At 43.9% G+C, this 22059-nt stretch carries 21 protein-coding genes and 1 other annotated feature; of the genes, 19 read left to right on the plus strand and 2 right to left on the minus strand.

The annotated features are described in order from the left end of the window. Positions 1-5 precede the first annotated feature (5 nt). Complete coding sequence (locus BLL41_RS05910; RefSeq protein ID WP_003229624.1) at positions 6-503, minus strand: hypothetical protein; 498 nt, start codon at positions 501-503, stop codon at positions 6-8. 229 nt (positions 504-732) lie between these two features. On the opposite strand from BLL41_RS05910, the gene hemA reads away from it, so the two are divergent. The 8 genes from hemA (at position 733) to cotN (ending at position 9872) form a co-directional block, all read left to right on the plus strand. Further along, the gene (gene hemA, locus BLL41_RS05915; RefSeq protein ID WP_071577123.1) at positions 733-2100 is read left to right on the plus strand and encodes a glutamyl-tRNA reductase; all 1368 of its coding nucleotides are present in this window, start codon (positions 733-735) and stop codon (positions 2098-2100) included. A 7-nt stretch (positions 2101-2107) separates the two neighbouring features. Further along, positions 2108-2938 (plus strand): cytochrome c biogenesis protein, encoded by an 831-nt coding sequence (locus BLL41_RS05920; protein ID WP_003222575.1) that lies wholly within the window; start codon positions 2108-2110, stop codon positions 2936-2938. 32 nt (positions 2939-2970) lie between these two features. Beyond that, positions 2971-3915, plus strand: coding sequence for a hydroxymethylbilane synthase (gene hemC / locus BLL41_RS05925; RefSeq protein WP_083427942.1), 945 nt, complete (start codon positions 2971-2973; stop codon positions 3913-3915). Further along, positions 3905-4693, plus strand: coding sequence for a uroporphyrinogen-III synthase (gene hemD / locus BLL41_RS05930; RefSeq protein WP_071577124.1), 789 nt, complete (start codon positions 3905-3907; stop codon positions 4691-4693). The genes hemC and hemD overlap by 11 nt, the downstream gene beginning before the upstream one ends. Beyond that, positions 4690-5664, plus strand: a complete 975-nt coding sequence (gene hemB / locus BLL41_RS05935) for a porphobilinogen synthase (protein ID WP_071577125.1) — start codon at positions 4690-4692, stop codon at positions 5662-5664. The genes hemD and hemB overlap by 4 nt, the downstream gene beginning before the upstream one ends. Before the next feature lie 29 nt (positions 5665-5693). Continuing rightward, entirely contained in the window at positions 5694-6986 is a 1293-nt protein-coding gene (gene hemL, locus BLL41_RS05940; protein WP_071577126.1) for a glutamate-1-semialdehyde 2,1-aminomutase, read from the plus strand. A gap of 130 nt (positions 6987-7116) precedes the next feature. Further along, positions 7117-8814 carry a LysM peptidoglycan-binding domain-containing protein gene (locus BLL41_RS05945; protein ID WP_071577127.1) on the plus strand — a complete coding sequence of 566 codons (1698 nt, stop codon included), beginning with the start codon at positions 7117-7119 and terminating at the stop codon, positions 8812-8814. A 32-nt stretch (positions 8815-8846) separates the two neighbouring features. Continuing rightward, positions 8847-9872 carry a spore coat protein CotN gene (gene cotN, locus BLL41_RS05950; RefSeq protein ID WP_071577128.1) on the plus strand — a complete coding sequence of 342 codons (1026 nt, stop codon included), beginning with the start codon at positions 8847-8849 and terminating at the stop codon, positions 9870-9872. A gap of 18 nt (positions 9873-9890) precedes the next feature. Here the strand turns inward: cotN and BLL41_RS05955 are convergent, their stop codons facing one another. Then, positions 9891-10082: a hypothetical protein gene (locus BLL41_RS05955; RefSeq protein ID WP_003222590.1), complete on the minus strand. Its 192-nt coding sequence runs from the start codon at positions 10080-10082 to the stop codon at positions 9891-9893. A gap of 165 nt (positions 10083-10247) precedes the next feature. Next, positions 10248-10470, plus strand: a binding site (T-box leader). 59 nt (positions 10471-10529) lie between these two features. Between BLL41_RS05955 and valS the strand changes: the two genes are divergently transcribed. The 11 genes from valS (at position 10530) to minD (ending at position 22059) form a co-directional block, all read left to right on the plus strand. After that, positions 10530-13172: a valine--tRNA ligase gene (gene valS, locus BLL41_RS05960; RefSeq protein WP_071577129.1), complete on the plus strand. Its 2643-nt coding sequence runs from the start codon at positions 10530-10532 to the stop codon at positions 13170-13172. 59 nt (positions 13173-13231) lie between these two features. Next, on the plus strand, positions 13232-14524 hold the full coding sequence (locus tag BLL41_RS05965; protein WP_071577130.1) for a bifunctional folylpolyglutamate synthase/dihydrofolate synthase: 1293 nt from the start codon (positions 13232-13234) through the stop codon (positions 14522-14524). 139 nt (positions 14525-14663) lie between these two features. After that, positions 14664-15410, plus strand: coding sequence for a prepilin peptidase (locus BLL41_RS05970; protein WP_071577131.1), 747 nt, complete (start codon positions 14664-14666; stop codon positions 15408-15410). A gap of 133 nt (positions 15411-15543) precedes the next feature. Next, complete coding sequence (gene spoIIB / locus BLL41_RS05975; RefSeq protein WP_071577132.1) at positions 15544-16542, plus strand: stage II sporulation protein SpoIIB; 999 nt, start codon at positions 15544-15546, stop codon at positions 16540-16542. Between the two features lie 151 nt (positions 16543-16693). Next, positions 16694-17263 carry a Maf family nucleotide pyrophosphatase gene (locus tag BLL41_RS05980; protein WP_071577133.1) on the plus strand — a complete coding sequence of 190 codons (570 nt, stop codon included), beginning with the start codon at positions 16694-16696 and terminating at the stop codon, positions 17261-17263. Positions 17264-17299: 36 nt separating this feature from the next. Further along, positions 17300-17995 carry a RadC family protein gene (gene radC, locus BLL41_RS05985; RefSeq protein WP_071577134.1) on the plus strand — a complete coding sequence of 232 codons (696 nt, stop codon included), beginning with the start codon at positions 17300-17302 and terminating at the stop codon, positions 17993-17995. Between the two features lie 91 nt (positions 17996-18086). Further along, positions 18087-19100 carry a cell shape-determining protein MreB gene (gene mreB / locus BLL41_RS05990; RefSeq protein ID WP_003229650.1) on the plus strand — a complete coding sequence of 338 codons (1014 nt, stop codon included), beginning with the start codon at positions 18087-18089 and terminating at the stop codon, positions 19098-19100. 30 nt (positions 19101-19130) lie between these two features. Next, complete coding sequence (gene mreC, locus BLL41_RS05995) at positions 19131-20003, plus strand: rod shape-determining protein MreC (protein ID WP_003222609.1); 873 nt, start codon at positions 19131-19133, stop codon at positions 20001-20003. Further along, entirely contained in the window at positions 20000-20518 is a 519-nt protein-coding gene (mreD, locus tag BLL41_RS06000) for a rod shape-determining protein MreD (protein WP_071577135.1), read from the plus strand. Before mreC ends, mreD begins: the two co-directional genes overlap by 4 nt. A 52-nt stretch (positions 20519-20570) precedes the next feature. Beyond that, the gene (gene minC, locus BLL41_RS06005; RefSeq protein ID WP_069149992.1) at positions 20571-21251 is read left to right on the plus strand and encodes a septum site-determining protein MinC; all 681 of its coding nucleotides are present in this window, start codon (positions 20571-20573) and stop codon (positions 21249-21251) included. 1 nt (position 21252) lies between these two features. Continuing rightward, a complete protein-coding gene (gene minD, locus BLL41_RS06010) occupies positions 21253-22059 on the plus strand; it encodes a septum site-determining protein MinD (protein WP_014664846.1) in 807 nt (268 codons plus the stop codon).

Below are 22059 nucleotides of genomic sequence, written 5' to 3' on the forward strand. Positions count from 1 at the left end.
TTTATTTATCGTATAGATTTTTTCCGTTTTATCAATAATAACAATAAACTGATTCCAATAAAGACAAACGGCCAATACTCCTTCAGAAGCGCTGTTGGGATATGCGCAGACTCAAGCCACGCCATAATTTGTTTGAAAAAGTACAAAAACAGGGAAAAACAAATCATCGACACAGCCTCATATACATATTCTTTTTTTTGAACGGTTGAAACGAGAAGTGAGAAGCCGATCATAAAGAGAAGCATTTCAAAATCATCCGGCCACCATACCCATTTCGGCTTGGCAAAAAAGTGTAAACCGATCCCGAAGAGAAGCAAACCGATAAAGAAATGGGGTGTAACGGCTTCTTTTTTTCCTTGATATACAAAGGCTGCGCCTAACAGCATGAGGAGAACAGGCCATTGATCCTGTCCTGAAAACAGTTCCGCTTGGCCGCTTTCAAGCCATGCATATACAGAAGCGGCAAGCAGCAGACAAGGGAATAAAATTGATTTTTGTTTCATGCATATCACCTTCTTGTTTTTTAGAGCTGATGTGTAGTAAATTTCTGCTGTTTTTGGTATTGTCAATAGGAATGCTTCTTTTCCCTGAAGCTTTTTCTAATATAGCATAAGAATTTTAAAATCTGTTCACATTTTGTGAAAGAATCTATGTTATAATTATTATAAATAATGAGTTCTATGTTAGAATAATTATAAATTAAGATTGGGTGTTGGGGGTGTAATTAAAGCGATGCATATACTTGTTGTGGGAGTAGATTATAAATCCGCCCCTATTGAGATACGTGAAAAAGTAAGTTTTCAGCCGAATGAGCTGGCAGGCGCGATGGTGCAGCTGAAAGAAGAGAAAAGCATTCTAGAAAACATCATTGTCTCCACCTGCAACCGCACTGAAATTTATGCGGTAGTCGACCAGCTCCATACCGGCCGTTATTATATAAAAAAGTTTTTAGCTGATTGGTTTCAATTAAGCAAAGAAGAGCTGTCACCGTTCTTAACATTTTATGAGAGCGATGCTGCTGTTGAGCATTTATTCCGTGTAGCCTGCGGACTGGATTCTATGGTGATTGGTGAAACGCAGATTCTCGGACAGGTACGCGACAGCTTTAAAACGGCTCAGCAAGAAAAAACGATCGGGACTATTTTTAATGAGCTGTTTAAGCAGGCCGTGACAGTGGGCAAACGGACTCACGCCGAAACAGACATTGGCTCAAATGCGGTGTCTGTAAGTTATGCTGCAGTTGAACTTGCTAAAAAAATCTTCGGAAATCTCTCAAGCAAGCACATATTGATTCTCGGTGCGGGAAAAATGGGCGAGCTTGCTGCGGAAAACCTGCACGGACAAGGAATCGGCAAGGTCACTGTCATTAACCGAACATACTTGAAAGCGAAGGAGCTTGCTGACCGTTTCTCCGGTGAAGCGAGAAGCTTGAATCAGCTTGAAAGCGCGCTTGCGGAGGCTGATATTTTAATCAGTTCAACCGGTGCAAGTGAATTTGTCGTGTCCAAAGAGATGATGGAAAACGCGAATAAGCTTCGCAAGGGACGTCCGCTGTTTATGGTGGACATTGCCGTGCCTAGAGATCTTGATCCGGCGCTGAATGATCTTGAAGGTGTTTTTCTTTATGATATCGACGATCTGGAAGGCATTGTAGAAGCGAACATGAAAGAGCGGAGAGAAACCGCTGAAAAAGTTGAACTGTTAATTGAAGAAACCATTGTCGAATTTAAACAATGGATGAATACACTTGGTGTTGTGCCGGTTATTTCTGCATTGCGTGAAAAGGCGCTTGCCATCCAGTCAGAAACGATGGACAGCATCGAGCGTAAGCTGCCTCACTTAAGCACAAGAGAGAAAAAACTGTTGAACAAACACACCAAAAGTATCATTAACCAAATGCTGCGCGATCCGATTTTAAAGGTGAAAGAGCTTGCAGCAGATGCTGATTCTGAAGAAAAGCTCGCGCTGTTTATGCAGATTTTTGATATTGAAGAAGCTGCGGGACGTCAAATGATGAAAACCCTTGAAAGCAGCCAGAAGGTCCACTCTTTTAAAAAGGCTGAATCAAAAGCGGGTTTTAGCCCACTTGTAAGTGAGTGAAAGCTGAATGATTGATACTGCAATGGCAAGACTTAATGAGGGGACAATCGTCATTTACGCGTTAAGTGTACTCTTTTATTTTATAGATTTTCTTCAACACAACCGGAAGGCTGGAAAAATGGCCTTCTGGTTGCTTTCTATTGTCTGGACTCTGCAAACCGTGTATTTGGCCTATTTTATGTGGGTGACGGGGCGGTTTCCGGTATTAAATGTGACGGAGGCGCTTTATTTTTATGCCTGGGTGCTTGTCACGCTGTCACTTGTACTGACAAAGCTTTTACGTGTTGACTTTATTGTGTTTTTTACAAATGTTATAGGATTTTCTATGATCGCCATTCACACATTTTCACCGACAGAGCAGCAGTCAGCGGCTTTTTCCGGGCAGCTTGTGTCAGAACTTTTGGTGATTCATATTACAATGGCGATTCTTTCATACGGCGCTTTTTCCCTTTCTTTCGTTTTTTCTGTGCTATATATGTTTCAATATCATCTGCTGAAAAAGAAAAAGTGGGGAAAATGGCTGTTGAGAATAGAAGATTTATCAAAGCTTGATTATATGGCGTATGTTTTAAATGTTATCGGCGTTCCGATGCTGCTGCTGAGTTTGATTCTCGGCGTCATTTGGGCGTATGTCTCACTAGAAACGCTGTATTGGTTTGACGCCAAAGTGCTTGGTTCGTTTGTCGTCCTGCTGCTGTACAGCTATTATCTTTATATCAGGCTGATTAAAGAGCTGCAAGGAAAGGTCGCTGCACTGTGGAATACGGCTTGTTTTCTCGTGCTGATGATCAATTATTTCCTGCTTGGAAGCCTGTCGCAATTCCATTGGTTCAGTTAAACGATGTCCCAAGCAGATTCGGGAGGAAAGAAATGATGAGAACGATTAAAGTAGGTTCCAGACGAAGCAAACTCGCTATGACTCAAACAAAATGGGTTATCCAAAAACTGAAGGAAATCAACCCTTCGTTTACTTTTGAAATTAAAGAGATCGTGACAAAGGGTGACCGGATTGTCGATGTCACACTCTCAAAAGTGGGTGGAAAAGGGCTGTTTGTCAAAGAAATTGAACAAGCGCTTTTAAACGAAGAAATTGATATGGCAGTGCACAGCATGAAGGACATGCCTGCTGTTTTGCCTGAAGGCCTTGTGATCGGCTGTATTCCTGAACGGGAAGATCCTCGTGATGCCCTTATTTCAAAGAATCGCGTAAAGCTTTCAGAAATGAAGGAAGGCGCTGTCATTGGCACAAGCAGTTTAAGAAGAAGCGCACAGCTTTTGATTGAGCGGCCTGACCTTACAATTAAATGGATTAGAGGGAATATAGATACGAGACTTCAAAAGCTTGAAACAGAGGATTATGACGCGATTATTTTAGCCGCTGCCGGCCTTTCCAGAATGGGGTGGAAGCAGGATGTCGTAACCGAATTCCTTGAGCCTGAGCGCTGTTTGCCTGCAGTGGGGCAAGGAGCACTGGCGATTGAGTGCCGAGAATCGGATGAAGAGCTGTTGACGTTGTTTTCTCAGTTTACAGATGAATATACAAAACGGACTGTTTTGGCAGAACGTGCTTTTTTAAATGCGATGGAGGGCGGCTGCCAGGTTCCGATCGCAGGCTACTCGGTGTTAAACGGACAGGATGAAATTGAAATGACAGGGCTTGTCGCTTCTCCTGACGGCAAAATCATTTTTAAAGAAACCGTCACCGGAAACGATCCGGAAGAAGTAGGAAAGCGCTGTGCCGCTCTTATGGCTGACAAAGGAGCAAAAGATTTAATTGATCGTGTAAAACGGGAGCTTGATGAGGATGGAAAATGATTTTCCCCTGAAAGGAAAAACAGTGCTTGTCACCCGGAATAAGGCACAGGCAACATCATTTCAGCAAAAAGTGGAGGCGCTCGGCGGAAAAGCGGTTTTGACCTCTTTGATTACGTTTCGCCCCGCTTTGCCGAATGATGTTGCGGAACAGGTGAGAGAGGATCTTGCCGCGCCAGGCTGGCTTGTTTTTACAAGCGTGAATGGGGCAGACTTCTTTTTTTCTTATCTGAAGGAAAATCAGCTTATTCTCCCTGCACATAAAAAAATTGCGGCTGTCGGTGAAAAAACCGCCTGCCGTTTAAAAACGCATAACGTATCGGTTGATGTAATGCCACAGGACTATATTGCTGAACAATTGGCTGCCGCTCTTAAGCAGCATGCTGAACCGGGGGAGCGGATTACCGTGATGAAGGGGAATTTGTCACGTGATGTGATAAAAAAAGAGCTTGTTCCGCTCGGTTTTGAAGTGACGGAATGGGTTCTCTACGAAACGATTCCGGACGAAGAAGGCATCAAGGCACTGAAAAAGGCTGCGGGTCAATATTCCTTTGACTATGTAACATTTACAAGTTCATCAACCGTACATACGTTTATGCATGTCTTGGGAGAAGAATTAAAAAAGTGGAAGGCGAATGAGACTGCCTGTATTACCATCGGACCTTTAACAAGGGACGCCCTTCTGACGTATGGCATTACATCGTATACACCAGATACATTTACAATAGATGGCATGCTTGAGTTAATGTGCAGCATGTCTAGAGAGGAAGAGAGAATATGAGTCAATCATTTAATAGACACCGCCGCCTGCGGTCATCAAAAGCAATGAGAGAGATGGTAAAGGAAACACGTTTGCATCCATCAGATTTTATATATCCGATTTTTGTCGTTGAAGGGCTTGAAGGCAAAAAAGCTGTTCCGTCAATGCCTGATGTTTATCATGTATCATTAGATCTATTGAAGGATGAAGTAGCTGAGCTGGTCAAACTGGGAATTCAATCTGTTATCGTGTTCGGCATCCCGGAAGAAAAGGATGATTGCGGAACTCAAGCGTACCATGATCACGGTATCGTTCAAAAAGCCATCACGGAAATTAAAAAACACTTCCCTGAAATGGTTGTTGTCGCTGACACGTGCTTATGCGAATATACAGACCACGGCCATTGCGGACTTGTCAAAGACGGGGTCATCCTCAATGATGAATCGCTTAAGCTATTAGCGCAGACAGCTGTCAGCCAAGCGAAGGCAGGTGCGGATATCATTGCGCCATCAAACATGATGGACGGATTTGTTACAGTGATCAGAGAAGCGCTCGATAAAGAAGGATTCGTCAATATTCCAATCATGTCTTACGCTGTAAAATATTCAAGTGAGTTTTACGGTCCGTTCCGTGACGCAGCAAACAGCACACCGCAATTTGGTGACCGCAAAACATATCAGATGGATCCTGCCAACCGTATGGAGGCACTCCGCGAAGCACAGTCAGATGTCGAGGAAGGCGCGGACTTTTTGATTGTCAAACCTTCGCTTTCATATATGGATATCATGCGTGACGTGAAAAATGAGTTTACTTTGCCGCTCGTCGCTTATAATGTAAGCGGAGAGTATTCAATGGTGAAGGCTGCAGCACAGAACGGCTGGATCAAAGAAAAAGAAATCGTGTTGGAAATTTTGACAAGCATGAAGCGCGCGGGTGCCGACCTGATTATTACGTATCATGCGAAAGACGCAGCGAAATGGCTTGCGGAGTAATTTTATTCAGTTGACAGGAGTTGAGGCAGATGAGAAGCTATGAAAAATCAAAAGCGGCTTTTAAAGAAGCGCAAAAACTCATGCCGGGCGGTGTGAACAGTCCCGTTCGCGCATTTAAATCGGTAGACATGGACCCGATTTTTATGGAGCGCGGAAAAGGCTCGAAAATCTTTGATATTGACGGGAATGAATATATTGACTACGTCTTGTCATGGGGGCCTTTAATTTTAGGGCATACAAATGACCGCGTCGTAGAAAGCCTCAAAAAAGTGGCTGAATACGGGACAAGTTTCGGTGCTCCGACTGAAGTGGAAAATGAACTGGCTAAGCTCGTCATTGATCGTGTGCCATCTGTAGAAATTGTACGAATGGTAAGCTCCGGAACAGAGGCTACAATGAGCGCCCTCCGTTTGGCAAGGGGCTATACGGGCCGCAACAAGATTTTAAAATTTGAGGGCTGCTACCACGGACACGGCGATTCCCTCTTGATTAAAGCAGGTTCAGGTGTTGCCACTCTCGGTCTGCCTGACAGCCCGGGGGTGCCTGAAGGCATTGCGAAAAACACCATCACCGTTCCGTACAATGATTTAGAAAGTGTAAAGCTTGCTTTCCAGCAATTCGGTGAAGACATTGCGGGAGTCATTGTAGAGCCGGTTGCCGGAAATATGGGCGTTGTTCCGCCGCAAGAAGGCTTCCTGCAGGGTCTGCGTGATATCACTGAGCAGTACGGCTCCCTGCTGATTTTTGATGAAGTGATGACAGGCTTCCGAGTCGACTATAACTGCGCTCAAGGCTACTTCGGCGTAACGCCTGATCTGACTTGTTTAGGAAAAGTAATCGGGGGCGGACTTCCTGTCGGCGCTTATGGCGGGAAGGCAGAAATCATGGAGCAGATCGCTCCGAGCGGTCCGATCTATCAAGCGGGTACATTGTCAGGCAACCCGCTTGCGATGACGGCTGGCTTAGAGACATTGAAACAGCTGACACCTGATTCCTACAAGAATTTCATCAAAAAAGGCGACAGGCTGGAAGAAGGAATTTCAAAAGCCGCCGAGGCACATGGCATTCCTCATACCTTTAACCGTGCAGGTTCCATGATTGGTTTCTTCTTTACAAACGAACCTGTCATCAATTATGAAACAGCGAAATCATCAGATTTGAAGCTGTTTGCAAGCTATTATAAAGGGATGGCAAATGAAGGGGTATTCCTTCCGCCGTCACAATTCGAAGGACTGTTTCTCTCAACGGCCCATACTGATGAAGATATTGAAAACACAATCCAGGCAGCTGAGAAAGTATTTGCTGAGATCAGCCGCAGATAAGAGTGAAAACCGGCATCAAGGACTCCTTGTGCCGGTTTTTTCGTGCGCTCCCACTCATATTTTCTCCAGTTCATACATACACCTTTAGTGACATCTAATTTTAAGGATTAGATGAAAGGAGGATATGAACTTGCCGCAAAATCATCGATTGCAATTTTCTGTAGAAGAATCGATCTGTTTCCAAAAAGGACAGGAAGTTTCTGAACTGCTTTCAATTTCATTAGATCCTGATATCAGGGTTCAGGAAGTAAATGATTATGTATCAATCAGAGGATCGCTTGAACTTACAGGTGAGTACAACATAGATCAAAACAAACATACCGAAGAGATGTATACAGATAAGCGGTTTGTTGAGCAAGTCAGAAAGAGAGAGGATGGAAGCGCGGAACTGGCTCACTGTTTTCCTGTGGATATTACCATCCCAAAAAATAAAGTGAGCCATTTACAGGATGTCTTTGTTTTTATTGACGCATTTGACTATCAATTAACGGATTCGCGCATTTTAACTATTCAAGCTGATTTAGCGATCGAAGGTCTTTTGGATGATACGCAAGACAAAGAACCGGAGATACCTTTATATGAAGCTCCTGAGGCATTCAGGGAGGAAGAGCTTTCAGAGCCGCCGGCACATAATGTAGAAGAACCAGGTGCAGCATCTGCTGAGAAAGCAGTTCTTCAGGATGAACCGCCAGAACTTTTTGTCTCAAAAGCAGGGCTCCGTGAAGAACTTGAGACAGAAAAAGCAGAATCTGAGCCGCCCGAATCGGTTGCTTCAGAACCAGAGGCCAGAGAGGATGTAAAAGAGGAAGACGAGGCTGAAGAGCATGCAGTGATGGAAGCAGAGGTTCGTACAGAATCGGAAACAGCAGAATCTGACCCAGAACCCAGTCCTTCACAAATAGAGATTCAAGAGATCGTTAAAGCAAAAAAAGAACTGCCAGAGCAAGCATCTGCAGCAGATGTTCGTGAAAAAGCAGACTCTCCAGCGGAGCCTGAGCTTCGTGAACACGCTGGCGCAGAAGAATCGCCTGTATTGGAAGCTGAACATCATTCAGAGACTATGATTACAGAGGAAAAAGCAGAAACGTCTATTCATGAATACGCCTTGCGTCAAGAGGCTCAAAATGAAGAAGCTCCTCAATCGGATCAGGCTGGTACTGCGCTTTGTCAAGAAGAGACGGAACCGGCTGAAGCTTTGGAGAATGTATCAGAGGCCGTTCTCTCCATAGAAGAAAGCAGAGAGAAAAAAACAGCTTCAGCTGTATATGCGGAGAATGACAAAGCCGATTTACACTTCAATCAAAAAACAGGCTCAGAGGAGGCTCAAGAAGAATGGCCTGAACCGGCCTATCGTACCTTCCTGCCCGAACAAGAAGAGGAGGATTCTTTTTATTCAGCGCCTAAGCTGCTGGAGGAGGAAGAACAAGAGGAAGAAAGCTTCGAAATTGAAGTGAGAAAAACACCACCGGCTGAAGAACCTATGGAAGAAACATCTTTTCAATCCTTCCAGCTGCCTGAATCCTCTGAGAATGAAAGGAAGGAAACGAATGCTGTTCCTAGGGTTTCTCCTGCTGCTGAAACGAAGGAACCTCAAACAAAGGAAAGTGATAATTCTCTTTATCTAACGAAACTTTTTACAAGAGAAGAGGATGAGTTTTCGAGAATGAAAATCTGCATTGTGCAGCAGGAAGATACGATCGAACGTTTATGCGAACGGTATGAAATTACATCCCAGCAGCTGATCAGGATGAATTCTTTAGCCTTGGATGATGAATTAAAAGCAGGACAGATTCTCTATATTCCTCAATATAAAAATAGCCATGCATAAACCGTAAGCGATCGGAAAATGTGGTGAATGAAATGGAAGATACCCAATCGGTTCTTCAGGAATACGGACTGACTGCTCAATTTATTGAGCCTGTCAGTCCTCTTGTTTGGAAAGTGTATACAGACTACGGCGTATTTGCCCTGAAAAAGTTGAAAGAGGGTCGCGACAGGCAATTTACAGATCATATGGTGGCGATTGAGGAAAAAGGTTTTCGTTCATTTGTTCCTGTTTACAGAACAAATAGCGGTGAGTTTTTCTCAGCAGGCAGGCAAAACGGAGATACCTACTATTTAATGCCTTGGCTTCAATTTGACCAAGAAGAAGAACGTGATCAGAAACATGCTTATTTATTTAGAGAAACAGCCCGCCTTCACGAAAGAACCACGCAGGAACTAAAGGTTAGGCGTGATGAGATTGAACGTTATTACGGTCAAACGAAAAAAAAGTGGGAACATGATAAGATCTTCTATGAACAGTTTGTGGATAGAGCAGAGAAGGAATGGTACCTTTCTCCTTTTGAACTCCAGGCCATAACCTATTTTTCAGAAACCATTTCCGCGGTGAACTTTGCGCTGGAGCGGTTGGAGGACTGGTATGAGTCGGCAAAGGAAAAGGACGTTTCAAGGGTTGTAATGAACCACGGCAGCCTGTCTATACACCATTTTCTATATAATGATACCGGGACCGGATATTTTACAAACTTCGAAAGAGCTTCTGTCGGTCCGCCGCAAAACGACCTGCTCGGATTTTTCACAAAAATGTTCAGAGGCTTTCCGAAAGCTTGTCCGGAATGCGTCGAATGGTTTTATGGATACACGAAATCATTTCCTTTACGTGAAGCGGAAGTCAGTCTATTTCTCAGCTATATGGCTTATCCGCAAGCCATGTACAAGGTGCTGTACGGTTATCAGGCCGGGAAAAGACAGCATGAAAAAGAGGAATGTACACAATTATTAAAGGCGTATTGGCAAATGAAAAATATAGAGCCGTTTGTGATGAAAATTCATCAGATTGAACAAGAGAAAAAATTTCAGGCTGAAAACGAGTCCACGTCTTAATGGCGCGGACTTGTTTGTTTATATCCATTCTAAATGAAGGGCGCAAGCTAAAAAGATTAGGATTGCGAGCAGCAAAACATCAAAGGTTGTCGGAAAGAAAATGGTTCTGATTCCTTGAAAAATCGTAATGGGAATTATCACTTGTGCGGATACAAGCCGAATTTGCCTGACCCATGGCGGCAGCGAATAAGAGCTGAAACGTTTCTTCACAGTGCATCCTCCTCTACGCATTTACAAGCATCATATGTAAACTTGGGCAATAGGTGCCTGCCCATCTGTATAGAAAGCGGTGTTTTTGGAAAAGATGATTGACGAATCAAAAACACTTTTACTATAATAAAGAACATAAATAATGTATACAATGAGCTGATAAATACACCTGCTTAGAACGGGAAGAGTACAAAAAAGGCGCATGCAGAGAGAGAGGCCGTTTGCTGAAAGGTTTCTTATGTTGTCTGATTGGAAGGTCGCCCGGGAGCATAATTTCTTGAAAGAAGAGTAGAGAAATTCGGGAAACACCCGTTATCCGTTATAAGTGCATGAACTGAAAGAGTTCATGAAAAAAGGTGGTACCGCGAAAGAGCTTTTCGTCCTTTTATAGGGATGAAGAGCTCTTTTTTCGTTCTCAGCCATTTTTAAACATGCTGGAGGGTTATGATGGAAACGAATGAACAAACAATGCCGACGAAATATGATCCGGCAGCGGTCGAAAAAGACCGATATGATTTTTGGCTAAAAGGCAAATTTTTTGAAGCGGGCAGTGACCAGACAAAAGAGCCATACTCTGTTGTCATCCCGCCGCCAAACGTAACTGGAAGACTACACCTTGGCCACGCATGGGATACAACGCTGCAAGACATTGTAACAAGAATGAAACGCATGCAGGGCTATGATGTGCTGTGGCTACCTGGCATGGACCACGCCGGCATCGCGACACAGGCTAAAGTGGAGGCGAAACTTCGTGAAGAAGGCAAATCCCGCTACGATTTAGGCCGTGAAAAATTCCTCGAAGAGACATGGAAGTGGAAGGAAGAGTATGCTGATTTTATTCGCAGCCAGTGGGCAAAATTAGGACTTGGCCTTGATTATTCCCGGGAACGTTTTACGCTGGATGAAGGCTTAAGCAAAGCGGTACGGGAAGTATTCGTTAAGCTTTATGAAAAAGGCCTGATCTACAGAGGCGAATATATTATTAACTGGGACCCAGCGACAAAGACAGCCCTATCCGACATCGAGGTGATTTACAAGGATGTTCAAGGCGCGTTCTATCATATGAGCTATCCGCTTGCTGATGGGACAGGTTCCATTGAAATTGCGACGACACGTCCTGAAACGATGCTCGGTGATACAGCAGTTGCCGTTCACCCTGAAGACGAACGCTATAAACACCTTATCGGAAAAACGGTGATCCTGCCGATTGTAAATCGTGAAATTCCGATTGTCGGTGATGACTATGTTGATATGGAATTTGGTTCAGGTGCGGTGAAAATTACGCCTGCTCATGATCCGAACGACTTCGAACTTGGCAACCGCCACAATTTAGAGCGCATTCTTGTCATGAATGAAGACGGAACGATGAATGAAAATGCATTGCAATATCAAGGTATGGATCGTTTTGAATGCCGCAAAAAGCTCGTAAAAGATTTACAGGAAGCGGGAGTGCTCTTCAAAATCGAGGATCATATGCATTCTGTCGGCCATAGTGAACGAAGCGGGGCTGTTGTGGAGCCTTATCTTTCTACACAATGGTTTGTGCGCATGCAGCCGCTTGCTGATGCAGCGATTGAGCTGCAAAAGAAAGAAGAGAAAGTTAACTTTGTGCCTGACCGTTTCGAGAAAACGTATTTACACTGGATGGAAAACATTCGCGACTGGTGTATTTCCCGTCAGTTATGGTGGGGGCATCGTATTCCTGCCTGGTATCATAAAGAAACAGGAGAGCTTTATGTCGGACTTGAAGCGCCGGAGGACAGCGAAAATTGGGAACAGGATACAGACGTGCTGGATACATGGTTCAGTTCTGCGCTATGGCCTTTCTCCACAATGGGCTGGCCTGATGTAACGGCTGAAGACTTTAAACGCTACTATCCGACAGACGTTCTCGTGACAGGGTATGACATCATTTTCTTCTGGGTGTCACGCATGATTTTCCAAGGCATTGAATTTACAAACGAGCGCCCGTTCAAGGATGTTTTAATCCACGGCTTAATCCGTGACGAGCAAGGCCGGAAAATGAGTAAATCTCTTGGCAACGGTGTCGATCCGATGGATGTCATTGACAAGTATGGAGCTGATTCTCTGCGTTATTTCCTTGCGACTGGAAGCTCTCCTGGCCAGGATCTGCGCTTCAGCTATGAAAAAGTGGAATCGACATGGAATTTTGCCAATAAAATTTGGAACGCTTCTCGTTTTGCATTAATGAACATGGACGGCATGACGTACGATGAGCTTGATCTGTCAGGCGAAAAATCAGTCGCTGACAAGTGGATTTTAACGCGATTAAATGAAACGATCGAGCACGTGACCCAGCTTGCTGACCGATATGAATTTGGTGAAGTCGGACGCCATTTATATAACTTTATTTGGGATGATTTCTGTGACTGGTATATTGAAATGGCGAAGCTTCCGCTTTATGGAGAAGACGAAGCGGCTAAGAAAACTACCCGTTCCATCCTTGCTTACGTGCTTGATCAAACGATGCGTCTGCTCCATCCGTTTATGCCATTTTTAACGGAGGAAATTTGGCAGCACCTTCCTCACCAAGGGGAATCGATTACAGTAAGTCAATGGCCTGTTGCCGTGCCGGAGCATACCGATACTGAAGCGGCAGCTGACATGAAGCTTCTTGTTGAGCTGATCCGTTCTGTGCGTAATATCCGCAGTGAAGTCAATACGCCAATGAGCAAGCAGGTTGAACTGTATATTAAAACAAGCACAGAAGAAATAGCAGCCCGCCTCGAAGCGAACCGTTCATATGTTGAACGCTTTACGAATCCGAGCGTGCTTAAAATCGGCACGGATATCGAGGCTGTTGATAAAGCGATGACTGCCGTTGTCTCAGGAGCAGAGGTTATTCTTCCGCTTGAAGGCTTAATTAATATTGATGAAGAAATTGCCCGTCTGCAAAAAGAATACGATAAGCTGACGAAAGAAGTCGAGCGCGTCCAAAAGAAACTTGGAAATGAAGGATTTATGAAAAAAGCGCCTGCACACGTAATTGATGAAGAACGTGAAAAAGAAAAAGATTATGTGGCAAAGCGTGACGCTGTTCAAAAACGAATGGCTGAGCTGAAGGGCTAATGAAAAGCCGGGGCGGTTTCTAGAGAAACCGCCTTGTCTTATAAAAGAGGGGATTATCATTGTTTACTGCATATCAAGAAGCGCGCAGCTGGATTCACGGGCGGCTGAAATTCGGGGTGAAACCCGGACTGGGCCGAATGAAGCAGCTGATGGCGCGGTTAGGACATCCTGAAAAAAAAATCCGCGCGTTCCACGTCGCAGGAACAAACGGTAAAGGATCAACTGTCGCTTTTATCCGTTCTATGCTGCAGGAAGCCGGGTATACGGTAGGAACGTTTACATCGCCTTATATCATTACGTTTAATGAACGGATCAGCGTAAACGGGACACCGATTACAGATGAGGAATGGACAGCTCTCGTCAATCAAATGAAACCGCACGTTGAAGCCCTTGATCAAACCGAATACGGACAGCCTACAGAATTTGAAATTATGACGGCCTGTGCATTTTTATATTTTGCAGAATTTCATAAGGTCGATTTTGTGATTTTTGAAACAGGTTTGGGCGGCAGATTTGATTCTACGAATGTAGTAGAGCCGCTTTTAACTGTGATCACAAGCATTGGACACGATCATATGAATATTTTGGGAAACACTATTGAAGAAATTGCAGGAGAAAAGGCCGGTATTATTAAAGAAGGTATTCCAATCGTTACAGCAGTTACCCAGCCGGAAGCTTTACAGGTCATCCGCCATGAAGCTGAACGGCATGCTGCGCCGTTCCAGTCATTACATGATACCTGTGTTATTTTCAATGAAGAGGCTCTGCCTGCAGGAGAACAGTTTTCATTCAAAACGGCCGAAAAATGCTATGAAGATATTCGGACATCCTTGATTGGCACCCATCAAAGACAAAATGCTGCTTTATCCATTTTGGCCGCGGAGTGGCTCAACAAGGAGAATATTGCCCATATCAGTGATGAAGCGTTAAGAAGCGGGCTTGTGAAGGCTGCTTGGCCGGGACGGTTAGAGCTTGTTCAAGAAGATCCTCCGGTTTACTTAGACGGTGCGCATAACGAAGAAGGTGTTGAAAAACTGGCGGAAACGATGAAGCAGCGTTTCGCCAATTCACGCATTTCTGTGGTATTTAGCGCGTTAAAGGATAAACCGTATCAGAACATGATTAAAAGACTGGAAACCATAGCTGATGAGATTCATTTTGCTTCTTTTGAGTTCCCGCGTGCTTCTCTTGCAAAAGATCTCTATGATGCAAGTGAAAACAGCAATAAAAGCTGGAGTGAAGATCCAGACGATGTGATCAAATTCATAGAAAGCAAAAAGGGCTCACATGAAATTGTGCTGATTACCGGGTCTCTTTATTTTATTTCTGACATTCGCAAACGGTTGAAATAAACGCATCCGGCTCCGGCAGAATCGAAAAAAGATTCTGCCGGCTTTTTTATGTGTAAAATTGCATAATCCCGATTGGAGTTCAGGTTTCTCATTTTGCTACAATCCATACCATAACTCAGTGAGTAAAGGTGTGTTGTCTATGCTATTCATTCTTTTTATCTTTGGGCTTATCCTTGGTTCTTTTTACTATACGGCCGGGCGCCGTATTCCCTTACATCTATCTATTATCGCGCCCCGTTCATCATGCTCGTTTTGCCGGCGGGCTTTAACTCCTGCAGAATTAATTCCTATCCTGTCATTCCTATTTCAAAAAGGTAAATGTAAAAGCTGCGGGCATAGGATTTCTTTTATGTATCCCGCGGCAGAGCTCGTGACAGCGTGTTTATTTGCCGCCGCAGGAATACGCTTTGGCATGTCGCTGGAATTGTTTACCGCTGTCGTGTTTCTCTCTCTTCTCATTATTGTTGCAGTGACAGATCTTCATTATATGCTGATTCCAAATCGAATATTGATTTTCTTTCTTCCCTTTTTGGCGGCCGCGAGATTGCTTTCTCCGCTTGATTCCTGGTATGCAGGTCTGTTAGGTGCGGCAGTCGGATTTCTAATACTGGCTTTAATTGCCGCAATCACCCATGGCGGAGTAGGGGGAGGAGATATTAAATTATTTGCGGTGATTGGCTTTGTGCTTGGTGTGAAAATGCTGGCGGCTGCATTTTTCTTTTCTGTTTTGATAGGTGCATTGTACGGGTTGGCAGCTGTTCTGACTGGTAGACTCGCCAAAAAGCAGCCGTTTCCCTTTGCCCCCGCAATAGCGGCAGGGAGTATTTTAACTTATTTATACGGGGACTCTATCATTTCGTTTTATATCAAAATGGCATCGGGATGACTGCTGAAAAATTTGACGAACGTTTTTTGGACAAGACGACAAAAGTCTTGTTCTTTTTTTTTTCGCCTGTGCTAAAGTGTGTAGCATGAAAAGCCGACAAGAACGGTCAAACAAATGAAGGGAGGAAGCGGAATTGAAAAAAAGAAAGAATAAAAAAAACAGTAAAGCCGCAGAAAAAGCCCTCAAGGTGACGATTAATGGAAAAGAAGAGACAGTTTACGAACAAGAGACACCAGATACAGAGGCAGATAAAAGCATGACATTTTCAAATTGGGAGGAAAAAAGAAAGGCAGAACAAGAGGTTGCGGCATCCCAGGAACATCCTGATGAAGATGAATTCAATTGGGATTCCGAGGAGGACAAGGTGTTTAAAGAGGACCCTAAAGTTGTTCCTCCTTATCAAAAGAAAAAAACAAAGCTTTATGCAAAAGGAAAGACCGGGGGTGCCAAACCAGTAAAAAGAGTGGCTGCGACGATTGCCTTCGCGGCTGTCATTGGCACTGGATTAGGGCTATTCGCGTTAAGCATATCGGGGAATAAAGAAGCGTCAGCACCGGCCTCTTTAGAAGATTCTCTAGGCAGCCAAACGGCAAAAGCCGGAGATGCTTCTGCTGATAAACAAACCTCAGGCACAGAAAAACAAGCGGCACAAACTGAAGGTACATACAAAACATACGCTGTGCAAGCCGGAAAATTTTCAAATGAAAAGGGTGCCGAAACGTTAACAGAACAACTAACCGAAAAGGGTTATTCTGCCGTTTCGCTGTCAAAGGATGACGGGTATACGTATGTTATTGCAGGCTTAGCAAGTGAAAAGGAGGTCTCACAGCAGTTAGGACAGCTTTTAATCGACAGTGATTTTGAAGCCTGGGGAGGAAAGGAGCTTTCTTTATCAATAGAGTCAGATATGACAGATTCTTTTAAGGAAACAGCGGAGCTTGCAGCAAAGGCGATTCTCGGCGAAGACATTACAAAAGCGAGTGTAGAAAAAATTGAAAAGTCGCTTGGTGAAACAAAAGCGTCAGAAACAGGAGAGAAAAAAGCGATTCTGCAGGCATTAAAGGAATTAGAGGAGCCAAGTGCTGCAGCCGGATGGAAGGCTCAGCAGCAGCTGTTAGCCGTCGTTAAATAAGAGAAAGTGCATGAGCCTTCGTCCTATAGTGACAGGCTTTTTTTATTTTGTCATGAAAAAGTTATTTTTCTGAAATTGTGACAAGCCCCGTGATTTGGTAGGATAAACGAGTATCTTTTTTTCTTAAGCAAACCCTGAAAGGATGACGAACATGACAAAACCGCTAATACTTGCATCACAATCTCCGCGCAGGAAAGAACTCCTCGATCTTCTCCAGCTGCCCTACTCTATTATTGTCAGTGAAGTAGAAGAAAAATTAAATCGAAACCTTTCACCTGAAGAAAACGTCCAATGGTTGGCAAAACAAAAAGCTAAGGCTGTTGCTGATCTCCACCCGCATGCAATTGTTATCGGTGCTGATACAATGGTATGCCTTGACAGCGAATGCCTCGGAAAACCGCAGGATCAAGAAGACGCTGCTTCCATGCTGCGGAGGCTTTCAGGCCGAAGTCACTCAGTAATAACCGCAGTCAGCATTCAAGCTGAAAATCACAGCGAGACTTTTTATGATAAGACAGAAGTTGCGTTTTGGCCCCTCAGTGAAGAAGAGATTTGGACGTATATTGAAACAAAAGAGCCGATGGATAAAGCAGGTGCATACGGCATCCAAGGAAGAGGCGCGCTTTTTGTAAAGAAAATAGATGGAGATTATTATTCAGTCATGGGCCTTCCTATATCAAAAACAATGAGAGCTCTACGTCATTTTGATATAAAGGCATGATGATTTTATAAACGGGAAGGGAAAGAAAAGGAGTGCTTGGTCATACACGATCTGCCATTAAAACTCAGAGATTTCCCAACGAAAGAAAAGCCAAGAGAACGGCTCCTGAAAGTCGGAGCCGAGAACTTAGCGAATCATGAACTTTTGGCTATATTATTGCGGACAGGGACTAAACACGAATCTGTTTTGGATCTGTCAAACCGGCTCCTGCGCTCTTTTGACGGGCTGCGTCTGCTGAAGGAAGCATCGGTTGAAGAGCTGTCAAGCATCCCGGGAATCGGTATGGTAAAAGCGATTCAAATACTGGCTGCAGTGGAGCTCGGAAGCCGAATTCATAAATTAGCCAACGAAGAACATTTCGTCATTCGCTCCCCGGAAGACGGCGCTAATCTTGTCATGGAGGATATGCGCTTTTTAACCCAGGAGCATTTTGTCTGTTTATACTTAAATACAAAAAATCAAGTCATCCATAAACGCACCGTATTTATCGGAAGCCTGAATTCATCTATTGTCCACCCGCGAGAGGTGTTTAAAGAAGCGTTTAAACGATCTGCCGCTTCCTTTATCTGTGTTCATAATCATCCATCTGGAGATCCGACGCCGAGCAGGGAAGATATTGAAGTGACAAGACGGCTGTTTGAATGCGGAAACCTGATTGGCATCGAGCTGCTCGACCATTTGGTGATCGGGGACAAAAAATTTGTGAGTTTAAAGGAAAAAGGATATTTGTAACACTTTTTTTTTCGTCGAATTAAGCTATAATAGAGTTTATGAGTTTTTCCCTTTAGGGTATTTTTGCTTTAAGAAAGGAAGATACATACATATGTTTGGAATTGGTGCAAGAGACCTTGGTATAGATCTTGGAACTGCGAATACGCTTGTTTTTGTAAAAGGAAAAGGAATTGTTGTGAGAGAGCCGTCAGTTGTCGCTTTGCAGACGGATACGAAATCGATTGTTGCTGTCGGAAATGATGCGAAAAATATGATTGGACGGACACCGGGCAACGTGGTGGCTCTGCGCCCGATGAAAGACGGCGTTATCGCTGATTATGAAACAACGGCGACGATGATGAAATATTACATCAATCAGGCCATAAAAAATAAAGGCATGTTTGCCAGAAAACCATATGTAATGGTATGTGTTCCATCAGGTATTACAGCTGTTGAAGAACGCGCTGTTATCGATGCGACAAGACAGGCGGGAGCGCGTGACGCGTATCCGATTGAAGAGCCATTTGCCGCAGCAATCGGAGCCAATCTGCCAGTTTGGGAACCGACTGGAAGCATGGTTGTTGATATCGGGGGCGGTACGACAGAAGTTGCAATTATTTCCCTCGGAGGCATCGTAACGTCTCAATCAATCCGCGTAGCCGGTGATGAGATGGATGACGCGATTATCAACTACATCAGAAAAACGTACAACCTGATGATCGGTGACCGTACGGCTGAAGCGATTAAAATGGAAATCGGATCTGCAGAAGCTCCTGAAGAATCCGATAACATGGAAATCCGCGGACGTGATCTGCTGACAGGTCTGCCGAAAACAATCGAAATTACAGGAAAAGAGATTTCCAACGCTCTGCGCGACACTGTATCTACAATTGTCGAAGCCGTGAAGAGCACACTCGAAAAAACACCGCCTGAGCTTGCAGCAGATATCATGGACAGAGGTATAGTGTTAACCGGCGGCGGAGCGCTTCTTCGCAATTTGGACAAAGTCATCAGCGAAGAAACGAAAATGCCGGTCCTTATCGCCGAAGATCCGCTTGATTGTGTAGCGATCGGAACAGGAAAAGCACTGGAGCACATCCATCTTTTCAAAGGGAAAACTAGATAATCGGGAGTTCAATAGAAGAGGTGTAACACGATGCCGAATAAGCGGTTAATGCTATTACTTCTGTGTATTATCATATTGGTGGCTATGATTGGATTTTCGCTGAAGGGCGGCCGCAATACCACCTGGCCTGAGAAAGTGATCGGCGATACGACGGGAGTATTTCAAAATATTTTTCATACGCCTGCCGAATTTTTTGCAGGAATATTCGAGAACATCAATGATTTAAAAAACACATACAAAGAAAACGAGCGTCTGAGAGAAAAGCTTGACGGACAGACACAATATGAAGCCAAGCTTCAAGAGCTTGAAGAAGAAAACAAATCCTTGCGTGACGAGCTTGGCCATGTCAAATCGATTAAGGATTACAAGCCGATTTTGGCAACAGTCATCGCCAGGAGCCCTGATAATTGGGCGAAACAGGTCACCATTAACAAGGGGACTCAGCAAAACGTAGCGAAAGATATGGCCGTTACAAACGAAAAAGGCGCATTAATCGGCAAGATCAAAAGTTCCGGACTGAACAATTTCACTTCAACTGTTCAGCTTTTAAGCGATACTGACCGCAATAACAGAGTAGCGACGAAAATTTCCGGAAAAAAAGGCAGCAAAGGCTACGGCTTGATCGAAGGATATGACAAAGAGAAAAAACGTCTTAAGATGACAATTATTGAGCGTAAAGATAAACAAGACGTGAAAAAAGGCGATCTTATTGAAACATCAGGCACAGGCGGTGTTTTCCCAGAAGGGCTGACAATCGGTGAAGTGACTGATATCGAGTCGGATTCCTATGGATTAACGAAAGTTGCTTATGTAAAACCTGCGGCTGACCTTACCGATTTAAATAATGTGATTGTTGTTAACCGTGACGTGCCGACTGTCGATACAGAGGAGGAAGGATCGTGAAACGTTTCCTTCTCCCTTTCGTTATGATGCTAGTTTTTTCTGCGGAAAGCATTTTTACAGATTTGGTGCATTTTCCTTTCGTTACAGATGACCAAGTGCTCGCCCCGCGTTTTTTGATGCTTGTATTGATATTTATGTCGGCTTTCATCAACCAAAAACACGCGATGATTTACGGATTTATATTTGGTTTTCTATATGACATGAACTATACAAGTCTATTAGGCGTTTACATGTTTGGTTTTGCCGGGTTATGCTATTTGGCTTCAAAAGCGTTTAAAGTGCTGCATACAAACGCTTTTGTAGTGATATTGATAGCGGTTCTCGCTGTGTGCCTGCTCGAATTTTACGTATTCGGCATTCAGTCTTTGATTCATAAAGACATTATGACGTTTAACGGCTTTGTGCTTGACCGGTTTATACCGACAGTTTTATTGAATATTGCAGCAGCTCTTATTCTTGTTCTGCCATTTAGATTATTTTTTATGAGTCTAAAGAAAGAATTGAGAGATGAGTAAAAAGGATTTTATCTTTTTTTGACGAAATGAGTATGTTGTTGAGGTGAATATTGTGAAGACCAAAAAGCAGCAATATGTAACAATAAAAGGAACAAAGAATGGATTAACATTGCATCTTGATGATGCGTGTTCTTTTGATGAGCTTCTCGATGGTCTTCAGAATATGCTGTCAATTGAACAATATACCGATGGAAAAGGCCAGAAAATCAGCGTCCATGTTAAGCTGGGAAATCGCTTTTTATATAAGGAGCAAGAGGAACAGCTGACTGAATTGATTGCGTCAAAGAAAGATTTGTTTGTTCATTCTATTGACAGTGAAGTCATTACTAAAAAAGAAGCACAGCGGATAAGAGAGGAAGCCGAAATTATTTCTGTTTCGAAAATTGTCCGTTCAGGCCAGGTGCTGCAGGTAAAAGGCGACTTGCTCCTGATCGGTGACGTGAATCCCGGCGGAACAGTCAGGGCCGGAGGGAACATTTTTGTTCTGGGCTCCCTGAAAGGAATCGCGCACGCCGGGTTTAATGGAAATAATCAAGCGGTCATCGCCGCCTCTGAAATGCTGCCGACACAACTAAGAATCAATCATGTGTTAAATCGCTCCCCAGACCACATTCAAAAAGGGAACGAAATGGAATGTGCTTATTTAGATACAGACGGAAATATGGTCATTGAACGCCTTCAACATTTGGCTCATTTAAGACCTGATCTAACAAGGCTTGAGGGAGGAATGTGAATTGGGTGAGGCTATCGTAATAACTTCGGGAAAAGGCGGAGTAGGTAAAACAACAACATCTGCGAACCTCGGTACCGCCTTAGCCATTTTAGGGAAGCGCGTATGCTTAGTGGATACTGATATAGGACTGCGTAACCTTGATGTTGTAATGGGTCTTGAAAATAGAATTATTTACGATCTTGTAGACGTTGTAGAGGGCAGATGCAAAATGCATCAGGCGCTCGTAAAAGACAAACGTTTTGATGATCTGCTTTATTTAATGCCCGCTGCTCAAACGAGCGATAAGACAGCTGTTGCTCCTGAACAAATTAAAAACATGGTCCAAGAGCTCAAACAGGAATTTGACTATGTCATCATAGACTGTCCTGCGGGAATCGAGCAAGGGTACAAAAATGCCGTTTCCGGAGCTGATAAAGCGATTGTGGTCACTACGCCTGAAATCTCAGCCGTTCGTGATGCTGACCGTATTATAGGGCTGCTGGAGCAAGAAGAAAATGTTGAATCGCCGCGCCTTGTTGTAAACAGAATCAGAAATCACCTGATGAAAAACGGTGACACGATGGATATCGACGAAATCGTACAGCATCTGTCGATCGATTTGCTCGGAATCGTGGCTGATGATGATGAAGTCATTAAAGCTTCCAATCATGGCGAACCGATTGCGATGGACCCGAAAAACCGCGCTTCCATTGCATATCGAAATATTGCCCGCCGTATTTTAGGTGAATCTGTTCCTTTACAAGTGCTTGAAGAGCAAAACAAAGGAATGATGGCTAAGATTAAGTCATTTTTCGGCGTAAGATCTTAA

This window comes from Bacillus sp. FMQ74 (assembly GCF_001875785.1).
GTDB classification, from domain to species: Bacteria; Bacillota; Bacilli; order Bacillales; family Bacillaceae; genus Bacillus; species Bacillus stercoris.

Bases quoted from the DNA above. Each gene is read 5' to 3' on its own strand.
- BLL41_RS05910 (WP_003229624.1), bottom strand. From the start codon at position 503: ATGAAACAAAAATCAATTTTATTCCCTTGTCTGCTGCTTGCCGCTTCT.
- hemA (WP_071577123.1), top strand. From the start codon at position 733: ATGCATATACTTGTTGTGGGAGTAGATTATAAATCCGCCCCTATTGAG.
- BLL41_RS05920 (WP_003222575.1), top strand. From the start codon at position 2,108: ATGATTGATACTGCAATGGCAAGACTTAATGAGGGGACAATCGTCATT.
- hemC (WP_083427942.1), top strand. From the start codon at position 2,971: ATGATGAGAACGATTAAAGTAGGTTCCAGACGAAGCAAACTCGCTATG.
- hemD (WP_071577124.1), top strand. From the start codon at position 3,905: ATGGAAAATGATTTTCCCCTGAAAGGAAAAACAGTGCTTGTCACCCGG.
- hemB (WP_071577125.1), top strand. From the start codon at position 4,690: ATGAGTCAATCATTTAATAGACACCGCCGCCTGCGGTCATCAAAAGCA.
- hemL (WP_071577126.1), top strand. From the start codon at position 5,694: ATGAGAAGCTATGAAAAATCAAAAGCGGCTTTTAAAGAAGCGCAAAAA.
- cotN (WP_071577128.1), top strand. From the start codon at position 8,847: ATGGAAGATACCCAATCGGTTCTTCAGGAATACGGACTGACTGCTCAA.
- valS (WP_071577129.1), top strand. From the start codon at position 10,530: ATGGAAACGAATGAACAAACAATGCCGACGAAATATGATCCGGCAGCG.
- BLL41_RS05970 (WP_071577131.1), top strand. From the start codon at position 14,664: ATGCTATTCATTCTTTTTATCTTTGGGCTTATCCTTGGTTCTTTTTAC.
- BLL41_RS05980 (WP_071577133.1), top strand. From the start codon at position 16,694: ATGACAAAACCGCTAATACTTGCATCACAATCTCCGCGCAGGAAAGAA.
- mreB (WP_003229650.1), top strand. From the start codon at position 18,087: ATGTTTGGAATTGGTGCAAGAGACCTTGGTATAGATCTTGGAACTGCG.
- mreC (WP_003222609.1), top strand. From the start codon at position 19,131: ATGCCGAATAAGCGGTTAATGCTATTACTTCTGTGTATTATCATATTG.